This window comes from Micromonospora sp. C28SCA-DRY-2 (assembly GCF_030519475.1).
In the GTDB taxonomy this organism is placed as follows: domain Bacteria; phylum Actinomycetota; class Actinomycetes; order Mycobacteriales; family Micromonosporaceae; genus Micromonospora.
This window is the reverse complement of the sequence record NZ_JAUMKD010000002.1, coordinates 597,714-614,991: the sequence shown is the minus strand read 5'-3', so window position 1 is coordinate 614,991 and position 17,278 is coordinate 597,714. Positions and strand designations below refer to the sequence as shown.

General features: G+C 73.4%; 13 protein-coding genes and 1 tRNA gene. 10 read left to right on the top strand and 4 right to left on the bottom strand.

The genetic code is table 11. The annotated features are described in order from the left end of the window. The first annotated feature begins 46 nt into the window (after positions 1 to 46). From Q3W71_RS11285 to Q3W71_RS11265, 5 genes are all read left to right on the top strand, one after another. Complete coding sequence (locus tag Q3W71_RS11285) at positions 47 to 820, top strand: isocitrate lyase/phosphoenolpyruvate mutase family protein (protein ID WP_302919245.1); 774 nt, start codon at positions 47 to 49, stop codon at positions 818 to 820. A 54-nt stretch (positions 821 to 874) separates the two neighbouring features. Further along, positions 875 to 1,834 carry a non-homologous end-joining DNA ligase gene (gene ligD / locus Q3W71_RS11280; RefSeq protein WP_302919244.1) on the top strand — a complete coding sequence of 320 codons (960 nt, stop codon included), beginning with the start codon at positions 875 to 877 and terminating at the stop codon, positions 1,832 to 1,834. A gap of 92 nt (positions 1,835 to 1,926) precedes the next feature. Further along, on the top strand, positions 1,927 to 2,787 hold the full coding sequence (gene sigJ / locus Q3W71_RS11275) for an RNA polymerase sigma factor SigJ (RefSeq protein ID WP_302919243.1): 861 nt from the start codon (positions 1,927 to 1,929) through the stop codon (positions 2,785 to 2,787). Positions 2,788 to 2,863: 76 nt separating this feature from the next. Continuing rightward, on the top strand, positions 2,864 to 4,033 hold the full coding sequence (locus tag Q3W71_RS11270; RefSeq protein ID WP_302919242.1) for an NAD(P)/FAD-dependent oxidoreductase: 1,170 nt from the start codon (positions 2,864 to 2,866) through the stop codon (positions 4,031 to 4,033). Positions 4,034 to 4,304: 271 nt separating this feature from the next. Beyond that, positions 4,305 to 4,736 carry a hypothetical protein gene (locus Q3W71_RS11265; RefSeq protein ID WP_302919241.1) on the top strand — a complete coding sequence of 144 codons (432 nt, stop codon included), beginning with the start codon at positions 4,305 to 4,307 and terminating at the stop codon, positions 4,734 to 4,736. 462 nt (positions 4,737 to 5,198) lie between these two features. Here the strand turns inward: Q3W71_RS11265 and Q3W71_RS11260 are convergent. From Q3W71_RS11260 to Q3W71_RS11245, 4 genes are all read right to left on the bottom strand, one after another. Next, positions 5,199 to 5,270: transfer RNA gene (locus Q3W71_RS11260), tRNA-Arg, on the bottom strand. A gap of 267 nt (positions 5,271 to 5,537) precedes the next feature. Beyond that, positions 5,538 to 6,230, bottom strand: coding sequence for a winged helix-turn-helix domain-containing protein (locus Q3W71_RS11255; RefSeq protein ID WP_088992174.1), 693 nt, complete (start codon positions 6,228 to 6,230; stop codon positions 5,538 to 5,540). 208 nt (positions 6,231 to 6,438) lie between these two features. Next, a complete protein-coding gene (locus Q3W71_RS11250; RefSeq protein ID WP_302919240.1) occupies positions 6,439 to 7,104 on the bottom strand; it encodes a DUF305 domain-containing protein in 666 nt (221 codons plus the stop codon). Positions 7,105 to 7,111: 7 nt separating this feature from the next. Next, positions 7,112 to 7,921: a DUF3105 domain-containing protein gene (locus tag Q3W71_RS11245; RefSeq protein WP_302919239.1), complete on the bottom strand. Its 810-nt coding sequence runs from the start codon at positions 7,919 to 7,921 to the stop codon at positions 7,112 to 7,114. Positions 7,922 to 8,021: 100 nt separating this feature from the next. On the opposite strand from Q3W71_RS11245, the gene argS reads away from it, so the two are divergent. From argS to Q3W71_RS11220, 5 genes are all read left to right on the top strand, one after another. Further along, positions 8,022 to 9,686 carry an arginine--tRNA ligase gene (gene argS / locus Q3W71_RS11240; protein ID WP_302919238.1) on the top strand — a complete coding sequence of 555 codons (1,665 nt, stop codon included), beginning with the start codon at positions 8,022 to 8,024 and terminating at the stop codon, positions 9,684 to 9,686. A 57-nt stretch (positions 9,687 to 9,743) separates the two neighbouring features. Next, positions 9,744 to 11,129, top strand: a complete 1,386-nt coding sequence (gene lysA, locus Q3W71_RS11235) for a diaminopimelate decarboxylase (RefSeq protein WP_302919237.1) — start codon at positions 9,744 to 9,746, stop codon at positions 11,127 to 11,129. Between the two features lie 8 nt (positions 11,130 to 11,137). Continuing rightward, the gene (locus Q3W71_RS11230; RefSeq protein ID WP_302919671.1) at positions 11,138 to 12,457 is read left to right on the top strand and encodes a homoserine dehydrogenase; all 1,320 of its coding nucleotides are present in this window, start codon (positions 11,138 to 11,140) and stop codon (positions 12,455 to 12,457) included. A gap of 139 nt (positions 12,458 to 12,596) precedes the next feature. Then, positions 12,597 to 13,646, top strand: a complete 1,050-nt coding sequence (thrC, locus tag Q3W71_RS11225; RefSeq protein WP_302919236.1) for a threonine synthase — start codon at positions 12,597 to 12,599, stop codon at positions 13,644 to 13,646. A gap of 261 nt (positions 13,647 to 13,907) precedes the next feature. Next, a complete protein-coding gene (locus Q3W71_RS11220) occupies positions 13,908 to 17,201 on the top strand; it encodes an efflux RND transporter permease subunit (RefSeq protein WP_302919235.1) in 3,294 nt (1,097 codons plus the stop codon). The last annotated feature ends 77 nt before the right edge of the window (positions 17,202 to 17,278 follow it).

Below are 17,278 nucleotides of genomic sequence, written 5' to 3'. Positions count from 1 at the left end.
GGAATTGGAGCTTAGAGCGGGCCGCCGACGGGTCGAGAATCGGCGCATGACCGCCACCCCGACGGGTCGGGCGGCGGCGCTGCGCGCGCTGCACCGCCCCGGTGACCCGCTGATCCTGCCCAACGCCTGGGACGCCGGCTCGGCCCGGGCCGTGGCCGCCGCCGGTTTCCCGGCCGTGGCGACCAGCAGCGCCGCCGTCGCCGAGTCGCTCGGCCACACCGACGGCGAGACCACCCCGGTCGACGAGCTGTTCGCCGCGGTCGCCCGGATCGCCCGGGCGGTCGCCGTCCCGGTCACCGCCGACCTGGAGCGGGGGTACGGGCTACGCCCGGCCGAACTGGTCGAGCGGCTGCTCGCCGCCGGCGCGGTGGGGCTGAACCTGGAGGACTCCGACCCGCGTACCGGGGTGCTGGTCGACGTCGGCGCGCAGGCCGACCTGCTGGCCGAGGTGCGGGCCGCGGCGGACGCGGCGGGGGTGCCGGTGGTGCTCAACGCCCGGGTGGACGTCTTCCTCCAGCCGGCCGGGGATCCGGCCGAACGGTTGGCCGAGGCGGTCCGCCGGGGCCGGCGCTACCTGGCCGCCGGCGCGGACTGCGTCTACCCGATCCGGCTCGCCGAGCCCGCCGAGGTGCGCAGCTTCGTCGACGCGGTGGGCGGGCCGGTGAACGTGCTCGCCGGTCCGGGTACCGCGGCGCCGGCCGGGCTGGCCGCGCTCGGGGTGGCCCGGGTGAGCTACGGCCACCACCTGCACGCGGCCGTCGCGGCGCGTACCGCCGAACTGCTGGCGGCGGTGCGGGCCGGCGCGGACCCGTTCGGGTGACCCGCCCCGCCGCGTCCGGTTGACCGCCGGGCGCCGGGCCGGGAAGGTGAGCTGATGAGCGGGGCTGACGAGAACCGAGCCGGGGTGGCGCTGACCAATCTGGACCAGGCGCTGTTCGACGGGGCCGACGCGACCAAGCGGGACCTGGTCGACTACCTCGACGCGGTCCGCGACCGGCTGCTGCCGCAGCTGCGGGACCGCCCGCTGTCGGTGATCCGGGCGCTGCGCGGGCAGGCGCCGTTCATGCAGAAGAACCTGCCGAAGTACACCCCGGACTGGGTGCGCCGCACCTCGGTGTGGGCCGAGGCGTCGCACCGCGAGGTCTCGTACGCGCTCTGCGACGATCGCCGTACCCTGCTCTGGTTCGCCAACCAGCGGGCGATCGAGTACCACCCCACCCTGGCCACCGTGGCCGACCTGCACCGGCCCACGCACCTGGTGCTCGACCTCGACCCGCCGGAGGGGGACTCGTTCGCCCTGGCGGTGGCCGCCGCCCGGCTGGTCCGGCAGGCGCTCGCCGACTGCGGGCTCGCCGGGGCGGTCAAGACCAGCGGGGCCAAGGGGGTGCACGTCTTCGTGCCGGTGCGGGCCGGCGCGTCCGCGGTGGACATGGCCGCGGCGACCCGGGCCGTCGCGGCCCGCGCCGAACGGCTCGACCCGGCGCTGGCCACCACCGCCTTCATCCGCGAGGACCGGGGCGGCAAGGTCTTCGTGGACTCCACCCGCGCCGGCGGGGCCACGGTGGTGGCCGCGTACAGCCCGCGGCTGCGGCCGGGGGTGCCGGTGTCGTACCCGGTCGGCTGGGCCGACCTGGGCGACGTCACCCCGGCCGACTTCACCATCCGCACGGTGCCCGGCCTGGTCGCCGACCGCGACCCGTGGGCCGAGCAACTGCCGGCGCCGCAGGCGCTCCCGGCGGACCTGGTCGCCGAGGGCCACACCATCCCGGTCGCCCGGGTCCAGGCCATGCACGAGGGCAAGCGCCGGGCCCGCGCCCGCCGCGCCGCCGGCTGAGCGACCCTGGTCCGTCGCCGGTCGCCGGTCCCGGCGTGGCGGCGGCCGGTTGGCGGGTCACGGGTGGCGCGCCGCCTTCGTATCCTGGGCCGATGCCGCACGACACGGTGTTCGCCGAGCACCGCCCGCTCCTGGTGGCCGTCGCCTACCGGGTGCTGGGCCGGGCCAGCGATGCCGAGGACGTGGTGCAGGACGCCTGGCTGCGCTGGAGCGGTGTCGACCTCGAACAGGTCGAGGACCCGGAGGGCTACCTGGTGCGGGTGACCACCCGGCTGGCCATCGACCGGCTGCGCAGCGCGGTCGCCCGGCGCGAGTCGTACGTCGGGCCGTGGCTGCCCGAGCCGGTGCTCACCGCGCCCGACGTCGCCGACGACGTGGCCCGGTCCGAGTCGGTGTCGCTGGCCATGCTGCTCGTCCTGGAGTCGCTGTCGCCGCTGGAGCGGGCGGTCTTCGTGCTGCACGAGGCGTTCGGCTACGCGTACAACGAGATCGCCGGCATCGTCGACCGGAGCCCGGAGTCGGTACGCCAGACGGCGGTCCGGGCGCGCGAGCACGTGAGCAGACGCCGCCGGCGCTACGACACCGACCGGGCGACCCGGCGCAAGGTCACCGAGTCGTTCCTGGCGGCCAGCACCGGTGGCGACCTGACCGCCCTGATGGCGGTCCTCGCGCCGGACGTCCGGTTGGTCTGCGACGGTGGCGGCCTGGCCCCCGCGCCGCGCAGGGCGATCGACGGCATCGAGCTGGTGGCGCGGGCGCTGGTCACGTTCGCCGGACGCATGCCGGAGTCGCCGCGGGTGGTGATCGCGGAGGTGAACGGCGGTCCCGGCGCGATCATCTACTCCGCCGAGACCCCGGTGGCGGTCATCGTGCTGCACCTGGTGGACGGGCGCGCCCGGGAGATCCATCTGGTCAGCAACCCGGAGAAACTCACCGCCGTCGGCGGGATGTGACGCCGGTCACGCCACCTCACGCGCCGGGGCGCGCCCTCGTCCGTGGGGCATGACGAACACACGGCAGACGCGAATCGTGGTTATCGGCGCCGGATACACCGGCATGCTGGCGGCGCTCGGCGTGGCCCGCCGGGCCCGGGGTCGGGTGACGGTGACCCTGGTCAACCCGTGGGAGCGGTTCACCGAACGGCTGCGGATGCACCAGCTCGCGACCGGGCAGGCGCTCGCGCGGCACCGCATCCCGGAGCTGGTGGCCGGCACCGGGATCACCTTCGTCCAGGGCTGGGCGACCGGCGTCGACACCGCCGCGCGCACGGTCCGGGTGTCCGGCTCGGACGGTGAGGTCGCGCTGGACTACGACACCCTCGTCTACGCGATCGGCAGTGCCACCGACACCGCCCGCGTTCCGGGCGCCGAGCACGCCTTCACCCTGAACAGCCCGGCGGAGGCGCGGCGGATGGCCGCGCACCTCGCGGCCGCGGGCCGGAGCACCTTCCTGGTGTGCGGGGGTGGGCTGACCGGAATCGAGGCGGCGGCCGAGATCGCCGAGTCCTACCCGGACGTCACGGTGACGCTGCTGACCCGGGGCGAGCCGGGCGCGATGATGGGCGACCGGGCCCGCGGCTATCTGCGGGCGTCGCTCGACCGGTTGGGCGTGATCGTCCGCGCCGGTGTCGAGATCGCCAGAGTGCTGCCGGAGGGCGTGGAACTGGCCGGGGGCGAGGTCGTGCCGGCCGACGGCACGCTGTGGACGACCGGGGTGCGGGTGGCGCCGCTGGCCACGAAGGCCGGGATCGCCACCGACGACACCGGCCGGATCGTCACCGACGCCACCCTGCGCTCCGTGTCGCACCCGGAGATCTACGCCGTCGGCGATGCCGCCGCGGTCCGGCAGGCGTACGGCGTCCTCCACGGCACCTGCCAGAGCGGCCTGCCGACCGCCGCCCACGTCGCCGGGAACATCGCCCGCCAGGTGCGCGGCAAGGCGCTCCGGCCGTTCCGGTTCGGCTACCTGCACCAGCCGGTCAGCCTCGGGCGTCGGGACGCGGTGATCCAGTTCACCCACCCCGACGACACGCCGCGGCGGTGGCTGCTCACCGGTCGGGCGGCCGTGCTCTACAAGGAGACCGTCAGCAGCAGCCCGATCACGACGTACGGGCTGGCGAAACGGATCGGCATCCCGGCCCGGATGCTGAGCACCAGCGGCGGCCGGCGCAACCGACCGGTGACGGCCCGGGTCCGGTGACAGACGCCGGACGGAATGCGCCCGGCGGCGCCTTCGACGGAGGGTGGCGTCACTCGGCTCCGGCGCTGGGCGTGGCGGGGGTGGGACGACCACCGCGTTGATCGTCAATCGTCGCGAGGGCGACCGGGATCACGCGGTGTCGCAGCTGGGCGCGAACGGGTGGCGGGGCACCCTGGGCGAGCCAGTGGCGTGTGTCGCTGCCGGAAACCCTTCGACCGGGGACGACGATCATGAAAGAGTCGCTCTCTCGCAAAAGGACAGAGGAGAGATCATGCGAACTCGCGCACGGGTGGGCATCGTCGCGGCGCTGGCCACCGCGCTGGTCGGAGGGACGTCCACCGCCGCCTACGCCGACTACCACACCTACGGTTGCCGGGCCGGGTACAACGACGCCGGCGGCCGGGACTGCTGGACCATGTTCTGGGACGAGGGTGTCGTTCTGGGTGAAGGCACCTTCTACGCCTACGGCGAAAGGCTGACCGCGTACGACACGACGGCGGACGGCCGGGGCATCTACGTGGGGGCCACCTGGTGGGAGGGCAGCACCCGGCACGAGAACGGCTTCAGGTTGACCACCGGCGCGGGCACCAACCGCAGTCTGGACCTGGGAAACATCCCCGAGGGAACGAGCGTGACCGTCACGGCGTGCCAGACCGACAACGGAAACCTGTACACCTGCCGCACCCAGACGGCAATCGCCTAGTCCCCCGACGGGCACTCGGTTCGGAGTCGGGCGTGGGCGCTCCGCGTACCCCCGCCCCGCCCGACGCCGAAGCCAGGTGACGCAGGAGCATCAGTCGCATCACGATCGCACGGCGGCCCTGCCGAGCCCTACAGCCACTGCTCGTCCTCACGCTCCAGGTCGGGGGTCGGCCCGCGGAGCGTCCACCCCGGCTCCAGAGCCCGGGTGCTCCGAAACCCGCGCTCCGCTGCGACGCCTCCACGTCCGTGGCCGGGGGCGTGGAGGATCGTGTAGCGCGGCGGGTCGAACCGTCGGTCGTCGAAGCCGCTGCCGAAATGTGCCTTCGGCGACAGGAAGACGGCGACCCCGCAGGCCAGGAAGAGCGTCACCACGACGATCAGCCACCGAGGGTCGGACGCGGCACGATGAAGGCCCCTGACCGGTTTCCCTGGTCAGAGGCCTTTTCGTGCTGATTGTCAAGGGTGCCCCCGGCAGGATTCGAACCTGCGCCCCCGCCTCCGGAGGGCGGTGCTCTATCCCCTGAGCTACGGGGGCTCAGCGACTGGAGAAGACTAGCAAACCTCCTCCGCGAACGGCGAATCGGTATCCGGGCCGCGCGTCGCGCCGGTCCGGACGGGGTCTCCAGCGGGCTCGCATTCGGTGCGGGTGCCCGCAGCCACGGGGGAAACGCGTCCCCGTGGCGTCGGCCGCCCGACCAGCCCGGAGCACCCGACGTCGGCGAGATCGCGCCCGACCGTGACCGGCGGGCCGCGGACGCTCCCGTCCGCCTCGGCGGGAGGTGGACGGGAGCGTCCGCGGCGGTCAGGCGGCGACGGCGCGACCGCAGCTCGGCAGGGGGTGCAGCACGATCCGGCGCGGCAGCCGGCGGGGCCACTCGTTGCGGGGCCACGAGCCGTCCACAATGAGATGCACCGTCCGCTGCTCCTCGCCGCTGAGCCGGAGCACGAACTCGCGGGGCAGTGGCGGGTCGACCGACGGTGTCGTGATCATGAAGCGCACCCGGCCGCGGGACGAGACCGCGGAGATCACGTCGGCCGCCGGCATGGTGCCGCGCAGCCGGACCCGGCCGATCCAGTAGACCTCGGCGAGGTGCTCCTGGGCCGCCCGGGTGATCGCCGGGTACTCGCTGCGTACCCACCGCTCGACCGCGCCCACGCAGAGCCCGCAGGCCCGCTCCCGGGGCTCCCGCGGACCCAACCCCCAGGCCCGCAGGTACGCCCCGACCGCGCCGGCGTCCAGCGACAGGTCGAACCGGCGCTGGATGAGCGTCTGGAGGCTCTGCCGCGTCCACAGCTCCTCGTCCAGGCCGAACTCGTCGGGGTGGACGCCCCGCAGCAGGTCGATCAGTTCGAGTTCCTGTTCGCGGCTGAGCGTTCCCGGCTCGCCCGGCCGCTGTCCGCGACGGGCGGCTGCCACCGCCCCGTCACCGCCGATGGTGTGGCGCCGGCACCAGCTGGTGACCGACCGCCGCGCGTCTCTGAGTGCAACCCCCACGTCCTGCGCAACGAGCCCGAATCGCAACTGGTCACGATATGTGTGGAGAAAACTCCCTTAGCCACGCAATCGCCCACACGCCCTAAACAGGGGCTAAACGCCCATATCTACCCTGACCTGCCCAGTCGAAGAACGAGCAAGAGGTTCGCGTCGGCCGGCGGGCCGGTGACGACGCGAACCTCTTGCTCGGCAGGCAGGGCGGGGGTGGTCAGCCGTTGAGGCGTTTGAGGGCGTTCTGCAGGTTGGTGAGGTCGGTCTGCTGGGTGTTCTTCATGGTCTGGGCGGTGCGGACCACGTCCGGCTCGTCGGTGGTGTCCAGCACGGCGTCGATCATGTGGATGCCGCCCAGGTGATGCTTGATCATCATGTTCAGGAAGCGGACGTCCAGGTCACGCCCCTGGGCCGCGCGCAGCGCCGCCATCTCCTCCGGCGTCGCCATCCCCGGCATCAGCCCGTTCTTCACGGTCATCGCGCCGTCGGGCATCCACGACATCGGCGGCCGCGAGCCGGTCGGGTCGAGCCCCCAGGACCGCAGCCAGGACTGCATCGCGCCCATCTCGCCCTGCTGGCCGAGGGCGATGTCGCCGCCGATGCTGCGGACCTCCGGGTCGGTGGCCCGCTGGAAGGCGATCAGGCCCATCTCCACCGCCTGGGCGTGGTGGGTGGTCATGTCCCGGGCGAAGCCGGCCTCCACCGACGCGTCACCGGGGCGGGTCAGCCGGGGGGTCAGCAGGCCCCCGGCGTAGCCGAGGAGCAGCCCGACCACGACGGCGAGAGCCAGCGCGGCCACGCCCCACCGGCGTCCGGTGTCCGGACGCTCCGGCGGGGTCGGGTCGCCGAGGCTCGCGGTCTCGGTCGTGGTCGGTGCGCTCATCGTCCCCTCAGCCCTGCGGCGTCGTCGCGCCGTCGCGCGGCGTGGTGCCGGTCGCGGTGATGCCCTGGTTGCACAGCGCCGTCGGCCCCTCGATCGAGGCGTTCACCCGCAGCGTCTTGATGAACTCGTCGATCCGGCTGTCGTCGGCGTTGTCGACCTTGAGTTGGTAGCCCCAGGCCTGCAGCGAGATCGGCTTGTCCAGGCCCTCGTACGGGCTGAGCATGGTCTTCTCCACGCCCTCGACCTTGCTGCGCAGCTTGGCCACCTGGTCGGCGGGCAGGTCCGGCCGGTAGGTGATCCACACAGTGCCGTGCTCCAGGCTGTGCACCGCGTGCTCGTTGGCGATCGGGGCGTCGTAGACGTCGCCCATGCAGTTCTGCCAGGAGGCGTTGTGCGGGCCGGCGACCGGCGGGCTGATCTCGTACTTGATCGGGCCGGCCTGGTGGTTGCTGCCCTTGACCAGTTCCTTGTCCAGTTCGCGGTAGTTCACGATGCCGGAGATGTCGGCCGCCCGGTCCTCCCACGGCTTCGAGCCCTGGAACGCCGCCCAGGCGCCGTAGCCGATGATCGACGCGGCGAGCACGCCCACGGCGACGAAGAGCGCGATCGGGCCCCAGGACCGACCCTGGCTGACCTTGACCGGGGTGACCGGCTTGCGGCCCTTGCCACCGGCGCCCGGACGGGGACCGGTCGACTTGCCGGAGCCGGCCTTGCCGCCGGCCGGCTTGCCGGCAGCGGCCGGCCGGGCCGCCGGCTTCTTGCCGGTGCTGACCACGGTCGGACGGCGCTGCTCGCCGCCCGGGGTGCTGATGCTCATCGTGCCTCGTCAGGTCGGTCGGTCAGGGGAGCCGGCGGTGGAAGTTCACATGCTGGGTCGCCGCCGCGGGGACCGAGTCTACCCCCGATAACATGGTTCGGTGACTCCCGCAGAACTCGCCGAGGTCGTCCTCTCCGCAGCCCACGCCGTCTTCACCGAGCGGGGCCTGGATCGCTCCGCCCTGCCGGAGCGGACGGCGGTGGAGCGACCCCGCAACCCCGAGCACGGCGACTACGCCTCGACGCTGGCGTTGCAGCTCAGCAAGAAGGTGGGCGTCCCGCCGCGGGAGCTCGCCGCCGCCCTCGCCGAGCAGCTCGGCCGGGCCGCCGGGGTCAAGTCGGTGGAGATCGCCGGCCCGGGCTTCCTCAACATCCGGCTCGACGCCGCCGCCGCCGGCCAGCTCGCCCGCTCGATCGTCGAGGCCGGCCCGGAGTACGGCCGCAGCGACCGGCTCGCCGGGCAGAGCATCAACCTCGAGTTCGTCTCGGCCAACCCGACCGGCCCGGTGCACATCGGCGGGGTCCGCTGGGCCGCCGTGGGCGACGCGCTGGGTCGGCTGCTGCGCGCCACCGGCGCCCGGGTCGGCACCGAGTACTACTTCAACGACGCCGGCTCCCAGATCGACCGGTTCGCCCGCTCGCTGCTCGCCGCCGCCCGGGGCGAGCCGACCCCGGAGGACGGCTACGCCGGGGCGTACCTCGGGGAGATCGTCGCGGCGGTCCAGGCCCGCCGGCCGGACGTGCTCACGCTGGACGACGCGGCCGCCCAGGAGGTCTTCCGGGTCGAGGGCGTGGCGCTGATGTTCGACGAGATCCGCTCGTCGCTGCGCGACTTCGGGGTCGAGTTCGACACCTACTTCAACGAGAAGGACCTGCACGACCGGGGTGAACTCGACCTGGCGCTGAGCCGGCTGCGGGAGCAGGGGCACGTCTTCGAGACCGAGGGCGCCACCTGGCTGCGCACCACCGAGTTCGGCGACGACAAGGACCGGGTGCTGCGCAAGTCCAACGGCGAGTGGACCTACTTCGCCGCCGACTGCGCCTACTACCTCGACAAGCGCGAGCGCGGCTTCGACCGGGTGGTCATCATGCTCGGCGCCGACCACCACGGCTACATCGGCCGGATGAAGGCGATGGCCGCCTGCTTCGGCGACGACCCGGAGCGCAACCTGGAGATCCTCATCGGCCAGCTGGTCAACCTGGTCCGCGACGGCGCCCCGATGCGGATGAGCAAGCGGGCCGGCACGGTGGTCACCCTGGAGGACCTGGTCGACGCGATCGGGGTGGACGCCGCCCGCTACGCGCTGGCCCGCTACTCCAGCGACTCGCCAATCGACATCGACGTGGAGCTGTGGACCCGGGCCACCCGCGACAACCCGGTCTACTACGTGCAGTACGTGGCCGCCCGGACGGCCAGCGTCGGGCGCAACGCCGCCGAGGTCGGGCTCACCCGGGGTGACGCGGCCGCGTTCCGCCCCGAGCTGCTCGACCACGAGAAGGAGAACGAGCTGCTCAAGGCGCTCGCCGAGTTCCCCGCCGTGGTGTCCACCGCGGCCGAGCTGCGCGAGCCGCACCGGGTGGCCCGCTACCTGGAGGACCTCGCCGGGGCCTACCACCGGTTCTACGACAACTGCCGGATCCTGCCGCGCGGCGACGAGGAGGTCACCGACCTGCACCGGGCCCGGCTCTGGCTCAACGACGCGACCCGCACGGTGATCGCCAACGGGCTCAACCTGCTCGGCGTCTCCGCGCCCGAGAGGATGTGACATGCGAGCGCGAGGAGTGAGCTTGCGAGCCCCGCAGTCGCGAAGCGGAGACGAGTGATGCGGGCCCACGAGGCCGGTGCGCTGCACGGCGACATCGGCAACCGCGGTCCGGCCTGGCTGCGTACGCCGGCCGACGTCAACGACCTGGTGCCGCAGCTGTGGCCGCGCAACGTGGCGCGCGGCGCGGACGGCACGCTCGCCGTGGCGGGCCTGGACGTGCGCGCCCTGGCCGCCGAGTTCGGCACCCCGGTCTACGTGCTGGACGAGGACGACCTACGCTCGCGCTGCCGCGACTTCCGGGCCGCCTTCCCGGACGTCGACGTCTACTACGCCGGCAAGGCGTTCCTCTGCCGCGCGGTGGTGCGGATGATCGACGAGGAGGGCCTGCACCTCGACGTGTGCAGCGGCGGCGAGCTGGCCACCGCGCTGGCCGCCGGGATGCCGGCGGAGCGGATCGGCTTCCACGGCAACAACAAGTCGGTCGCCGAGCTGACCCGGGCGCTCGACGCCGGGGTGGGGCGGATCATCGTCGACTCGTTCACCGAGATCGACCGGCTCAGCGCGTTGGCCCGCGAGCGGGGCGTCCGGCCGAAGGTGCTGATCCGGGTCACCGTCGGCGTGGAGGCGCACACCCACGAGTTCATCGCCACCGCGCACGAGGACCAGAAGTTCGGGTTCTCGCTGGCCGGCGGGGCCGCCGCGGCGGCCGCCTTCAAGATCCTCGACGAGGACGTGCTGGAGCTGCGCGGCCTGCACTCGCACATCGGGTCGCAGATCTTCGACGCCAGCGGCTTCGAGGTCTCCGCCCGCCGGGTGCTCGCCCTGCAGGCCCAGATCCGTGACGCGCGCGGGGTGGAACTGCCCGAGCTCGACCTCGGTGGCGGCTTCGGCATCGCGTACACCACCCAGGACGACCCGGCCGCGCCGCACGACCTGGCCAAGCGGCTGCGCAAGATCGTCGACGGGGAGTGCGCGGCCGAGCGGCTGGCCGTGCCCCGGCTCTCCATCGAGCCGGGCCGGGCCATCGTCGGGCCGGCCGTGTTCACCCTCTACGAGGTCGGCACGGTCAAGGACGTGGACGGCATCCGGACGTACGTCAGCGTCGACGGCGGGATGAGCGACAACATCCGCACCGCGCTCTACGACGCGTCCTACTCGGCCACCCTGGCGTCCCGGGCGTCGGCCGCCGAGCCGATGCTCGCCCGCGTGGTGGGAAAGCATTGTGAGTCCGGGGACATCGTGGTGAAGGATGAATTCCTGCCCGCCGACGTGCAGCCCGGAGATCTTGTCGCGGTGCCCGGCACCGGTGCCTACTGCCGGAGCATGGCCAGCAACTACAACCACGTGCCCCGCCCCCCGGTGGTCGCGGTGCGCGGTGGCCAGGCGCGTGTGATCGTCCGGCGGGAGACCGAAGAGGACCTGCTCGCATTGGATGTTGGATGACGTCACCTGTGCGCTTGGCGCTGCTCGGCTGCGGCACGGTCGGTGGTGAGGTGGTCCGGCTGCTGCACGAGCAGTCGGCCGACCTCGCCGCCCGGATCGGCGCCCCGATCGAGATCGCCGGCATCGCCGTCCGTCGGCCCGGCCGCGACCGCGGCGACCTGCCGGTCGATCCGGCGCTGTTCACCACCGACGCGCTCGGCCTGGTCAAGCGCGACGACGTCGACGTGGTGGTCGAGGTGGTCGGCGGCATCGAGCCGGCCCGCGGCTGGCTGGTGGAGGCGCTGCGCGCCGGCAAGAGCGTGGTGACCGCGAACAAGGCGCTGCTCGCCGAGGACGGCGCGGCACTGCACGACGCGGCGGCCGAGGGCGGCGGCGATCTCTACTACGAGGCGTCCGTGGCCGGCGCCATCCCGCTGCTGCGCCCGCTGCGCGAGTCGCTGCACGGCGACCGGATCACCCGGGTCACCGGCATCGTCAACGGCACCACCAACTTCATCCTCTCGGCCATGGACGCCACCGGCGCCGGCTTCGCCGAGGCGCTGGAGGAGGCGACCGAGCTGGGGTACGCCGAGGCCGACCCGACCGCCGACGTGGAGGGCTTCGACGCCGCGGCCAAGGCGGCCATCCTCGCCTCGCTGGCCTTCCACACCCGGGTCGGCGCTGCCGACGTGCACCGGGAGGGCATCACCGAGGTGACCGCCGCCGACGTGGCCAGCGCGAAGGCGATGGGCTGCACGATCAAGCTGCTCTGCATCGCGGCCCGGGGCGCGGACGCCGCCGGCCGGGAGACGGTCAGCGTGCGGGTGCACCCGGCGATGATCCCGCGGACCCACCCGCTGGCCGGCGTCGGCGACGCGTTCAACGCGGTCTTCGTCGAGGCGGAGGCGGCCGGCCAGCTGATGTTCTACGGCCGGGGCGCCGGCGGCGCGCCGACCGCCAGCGCGGTGCTCGGCGACGTGGTGGCGGTCGCCCGCAACCGGCTCGCCGGGGTCCGCGCGGCCAGCGAGAGCGCGTACGCCGACCTGTCGGTGCGGCCGATGGGGGAGGCGCTGACCCGCTACCACATCAGCCTCGACGTGACCGACCGTCCCGGCGTGCTGGCCGCGGTGGCCGGGGTGTTCGCCCGGCACGACGTCTCGATCGCGACCGTCCGGCAGGGCTCGGCGGCGGCCGGCACCTCCGGCGCGGGCCGGGGCGACGACGCGGAGCTGGTCATCGTCACCCACGTGGCGCCGGACGCCGCGCTCGCCGCGACCGTTGGGGAGCTGCGCGGGCTGGACATCGTCCGCTCGGTGACCAGCGTGCTGCGGGTCGAGGGCGGCCTCTGACCGGTGCGGCCGGCGTGTGGGCTGGCGCTCCCGTCTCGCCAGGTGGTTAATGGCGGGTGTGCCGCGGCCGACCCGGCGAGGCTGGTCCAGGCTGGAGGCGCCCCCGGTTGGGCGGGGCGGTAGAGGCGAGGAGAGCGACATGTGGCGGGGCCTGATCGACGCCTTCCGGGACCGGCTGCCGGTCACCGACGCCACTCCGGTCGTCACCCTGCACGAGGGGAACACCCCGCTGCTGCCCGCACCGGTGCTCTCCGCCCGGCTCGGCTGCGACGTCCACCTGAAGGTGGAGGGGGCCAACCCGACCGGCTCGTTCAAGGACCGGGGCATGACGCTCGCCGTCTCCAAGGCGGTCGAGGCCGGCAACAAGGCGATCATCTGCGCCTCCACCGGCAACACCAGCGCCTCGGCCGCGGCGTACGCGGCCCGGGCCGGGCTGACCTGCGCGGTGCTGGTGCCGCAGGGCAAGATCGCGCTGGGCAAGCTGGCCCAGGCGCTGGTGCACGGCGCGAAGCTGCTCCAGGTCAACGGCAACTTCGACGACTGCCTGTCGCTGGCCGCGAAGCTCGCCCAGGACTACCCGGTCGCCCTGGTCAACTCGGTCAACATCGACCGGCTGCACGGCCAGAAGACCGCGGCGTTCGAGATCGTCGAGGCGCTCGGCGACGCGCCGGACATCCACTGCCTGCCGGTCGGCAACGCCGGCAACATCTCGGCCTACTGGATGGGCTACGAGGAGGACCTCCGGGACGGCAACGCCACCCGGGCCCCGAAGATGTACGGCTTCCAGGCCGCCGGCGCGGCGCCGATCGTGACCGGTGAGGTGGTGCGGGAGCCGTCCACCATCGCCACCGCCATCCGGATCGGCAACCCGGCGAGCTGGACCAAGGCCCTGGACGCCCGGGACGCCTCCGGCGGCCTCATCGAGGCGGTCACCGACCGGGACATCCTGGCCGCGTACCGGCTGCTGGCCCGGGAGGTCGGCGTCTTCGTGGAACTCGGCAGCGCGGCGAGCGTGGCCGGCCTGCTCCAGCAGGCGGCGGCCGGCCGGGTGCCGGCCGGCTCCACGGTGGTCTGCACGGTCACCGGGCACGGCCTGAAGGACCCGGAGTGGGCGATCTCCACCGCCCCGGCCCCGGTCACCATCGCCAACGACCCGCTCGCCGCCGCCCGCTCCCTCGACCTCGCCTGACCCCCCCCGCGCCGCCCTGCGGGCGTCGCGCCGGACGGAGCGTGATCCACACGAGTTCCCCGAAATGGGGCCATCCGTCCGCGACCGACACACCCGTGTCCGGGACATGGGGTGGCTCACCGAGGCGGGGAACGGCGGCCTGAGCAGGGCGTTGGTGGGAGCGGTCCCGTGAGTGGGACGGTGGCGGGGGCGCGCGGGGCGGGAAAGATCGGGTCCGGCACACTCTCCGTATCCACTGACCCTCTTCCAGGAGCCGAGCCGATGTCGCTGCTCGCCAGATTCAGCCTCGCCAACCGAGGGCTGGTCGCCCTCATCGCGGTGGTGGCCACGGCGTTCGGAGCGTTCGCCGTACCGTCGCTCAAGCAGCAGCTGCTGCCGTCGCTGGAGTTCCCGGCGGCGTTCGTGGTGGCCGCCTACCCCGGCGCCGGCCCGGAGATCGTCGAGAACCAGGTCACCGAGCCCATCGAGAACAGCCTCCAGGGCATCCCGGGGCTGGAGGAGGTCACCTCGACCTCCCGCGAGGGCTTCGCGACCGTCCAGGTGCTCTACGAGTTCGGCACCGACCTGGACGACGTGGTCAACAAGATGCAGACCGCGCTGACCCGGATCGACACGCAGTTGCCGGAGAACGTCGACCCGCAGGTCATCGCGGGCAGCACGGACGACCTGCCGGCCGTGGTGCTGGCCGCGTCGGGCGGCGACGACCAGCGCGTGCTCGCCGAGCGGCTGCGCGGCACGGTGGTGTCGGAGCTGGAGGCGATCGACGGGGTCCGGTCGGTCGACGTCACCGGCACCCAGGACCAGGTCGTGGTGATCACCCCGAACCCGGCGAAGCTGGCGGCGGCGAAGCTCCAGCCCACCGCGATCGGCACGGCGCTGAAGACCAACGGCGTGACGATCCCGGTCGGCACGGTCACCGACGGCACCGAGGCGCTGCCGGTGCAGGTCGGCACCCCGCTTGGCACGCTGGACGACCTGCGCGGCATCGTGGTCGCCCCGGCGGCGGGCAAGGCCGCCCCGGTGCTGCTGGGTGACGTGGCCACCGTCACCGAGCAGACCGCTGCGGCCACCGCGATCACCCGGACCAACGGCAAGGACAGCCTGGGCATCGCGATCACCGCGAGCCCGGACGGCAACGCGGTGGAGATCTCCCACGAGATCCGGGACCGGCTCGCCGAGCTGCGCGAGGCCTCCGGCGCCGAGCTGACCATCGTCTTCGACCAGGCGCCGTTCGTCGAGAAGTCCATCGAGAGCCTGACCACCGAGGGCCTGCTCGGCCTGGTGATGGCGGTCGTGGTGATCCTGGTCTTCCTGCTGTCGGTACGGTCCACCCTGGTGACCGCGGTCTCCATCCCGCTGTCGGTGGTGGTCGCGCTGATCGCGCTCTGGATCGGCGACTACTCGCTCAACCTGCTCACCCTGGGCGCGCTGACCATCGCCGTCGGCCGGGTGGTGGACGACTCGATCGTGGTGCTGGAGAACATCAAACGGCACCTGGAGTACGGCGAGGAGAAGATCCACGCGATCCGGGCCGCGGTGCGCGAGGTGGCCGGCGCGGTGACCGCGTCCACCCTGACCACGGTCGCCGTCTTCGCCCCCATCGCCCTGGTCGGCGGGTTCGTCGGGCAGCTCTTCGCGCCGTTCGCGATCACCGTCACGGTGGCCCTGCTCGCCTCGCTGCTGGTCTCGCTGACCGTCATCCCGGTGCTCGCCTACTGGTTCCTGAAGCCCAAGGGCGGCACCCCGGACGACGAGGCGGTCCGCCGGGCGGCGGAGGAGAAGGAGCTGCGCAGCCCGTTGCAGCGGGCGTACCTGCCCGTGATCGGGTTCGCCACCCGCAAGCGGGCCACCCGCTGGATCACCCTGGGGCTCGGTGTGCTGGTGCTGTTCGGCACCTTCGGCCTGTCCCGGCAGCTGGAGACCAACTTCCTGGACGACTCCGGTCAGGACACCCTGAGCATCCGCCAGGAGCTGCCGGTCGGCACCGGACTGGCCGCCACCGACGCGGCGGCCCGCCAGGTGGAGGCGGTGCTGGAGCGGACCGAGGGCGTCGAGACGTACCAGCTGACCGCCGGCGCCGGCGACACCCCGTGGGCGGGCGGCGGCGGCAACAACGTCGCCACCTGGTCCCTCTCGCTCGGCGACGACACCGACGCCAAGGAGATGCGGGACGTCCTGCGCAAGGAGTTCGACGCCCTCGGCGCCGGGGCGGGCGAGTTCAGCTTCGGCGGCGGGCAGGGCGCGGCCGCCAACCAGGTCGAGGTGGTCGTCCAGGCCAGCGACCCGGCGACGCTGGACCGGGCCGCCAAGGAGGCCGAGGCGGCGCTGGCCGGGATCGCCGGCGTGGAGGACGTCGCCAGCAGCCTGGCCGCCGAGGTGGAGCGGGTGGAGGTGACTGTCGACCGGGCCGCCGCCGGCCGGTTCGGCCTCACCGAGGCGGCCGTCGGCCAACTGGTGTCGCAGGCCTTCCGCGGCGCGCCGCTGGGCCAGGTGACGCTCGACGGCGGGCAGCGGGACGTGGTGCTGCGGCTGTCGGACGTGCCGCCGACCACCGTGGAGCAGTTGCGCGCGCTGCCGGTCGGCCCGGTGAAGCTGGACGACATCGCCGACATCCAGACCACCGCGGGCCCGCAGCAGGTGACCCGGATCGACGGCGCGCGCAGCGTCTCGGTGACCGGCACCGCCACCGGCTCCAACCTGGGCGCGACCAGCCAGGAGTTGCAGCGCAAGCTCGACGGCATCGACGTGCCGGGCGCGACGTTCCGCATCGGCGGTGTCAGCGCCGACCAGGAGGAGGCCTTCGCCGACCTCGGGCTGGCGGTGCTGGCGGCGATCGCGATCGTCTTCCTGATCATGGTGGCGACGTTCCGGAGCATCACCCAGGCGCTGATCCTGCTGATCTCCATCCCGTTCGCCGCCACCGGGGCGATCGCGCTGCTGCTGGGCACCGGCACCCCGCTCGGCGTGCCGGCGCTGATCGGCGTGCTCATGCTGGTCGGCATCGTGGTGACCAACGCGATCGTGCTGCTGGACCTGGTCAACCAGTACCGGGCCCAGGGCCTCGGGGTGGCCGAGGCGGTGGTCGAGGGCGGCCGGCGGCGGCTGCGGCCGATCCTGATGACCGCGGTGGCCACCATCTTCGCGCTGCTGCCGATGGCGTTCGGGCTCACCGGGGAGGGCGGCTTCATCTCCAAGCCGCTGGCCATCGTGGTGATCGGCGGTCTGCTCAGCTCCACGCTGCTGACCCTGATCCTGGTGCCGACGCTCTACGCCATGGTGGAGCACACCAAGGAGTCGATCCGGCAGCGGCGCCGGCGCCGCCGCGGCGGGTCCGCCCCGGCCGCCCCGGCCGAGTCGACCGAGCCGGGCGACGGCGGGCAGCCCGCGGTGGAGCGGGAGCCGGCCCCGGTACCGGCCGGCCGGGCCGCTGACCGGGAGCGCGCCGAGCCGGCGCCCCGCCCGGCGCCGTCGGCCGCACTGGTGGACGGCACCGACCAGTTCGAGGTGCTGCGGCTGCCGAAGAGCCGTACCTCGCCGCTGCCGCCGACCGAGTGAGCCGGTAGCACCACGGACGCCCTCGACGGGTCACCTGTCGGGGGCGTCCGCTGTCCGCGCTCCGACGGTTCGGCGGT

What these genes read in the sequence shown, in the direction of transcription:
- Q3W71_RS11220 (WP_302919235.1), top strand. Translation starts at nt 13,908, where the DNA reads ATGTCGCTGCTCGCCAGATTCAGCCTCGCCAACCGAGGGCTGGTCGCC.
- Q3W71_RS11265 (WP_302919241.1), top strand. Translation starts at nt 4,305, where the DNA reads ATGCGAACTCGCGCACGGGTGGGCATCGTCGCGGCGCTGGCCACCGCG.
- Q3W71_RS11245 (WP_302919239.1), bottom strand. Translation starts at nt 7,921, where the DNA reads ATGAGCATCAGCACCCCGGGCGGCGAGCAGCGCCGTCCGACCGTGGTC.
- thrC (WP_302919236.1), top strand. Translation starts at nt 12,597, where the DNA reads ATGTGGCGGGGCCTGATCGACGCCTTCCGGGACCGGCTGCCGGTCACC.
- Q3W71_RS11285 (WP_302919245.1), top strand. Translation starts at nt 47, where the DNA reads ATGACCGCCACCCCGACGGGTCGGGCGGCGGCGCTGCGCGCGCTGCAC.
- ligD (WP_302919244.1), top strand. Translation starts at nt 875, where the DNA reads ATGAGCGGGGCTGACGAGAACCGAGCCGGGGTGGCGCTGACCAATCTG.
- lysA (WP_302919237.1), top strand. Translation starts at nt 9,744, where the DNA reads ATGCGGGCCCACGAGGCCGGTGCGCTGCACGGCGACATCGGCAACCGC.
- Q3W71_RS11250 (WP_302919240.1), bottom strand. Translation starts at nt 7,104, where the DNA reads ATGAGCGCACCGACCACGACCGAGACCGCGAGCCTCGGCGACCCGACC.
- sigJ (WP_302919243.1), top strand. Translation starts at nt 1,927, where the DNA reads ATGCCGCACGACACGGTGTTCGCCGAGCACCGCCCGCTCCTGGTGGCC.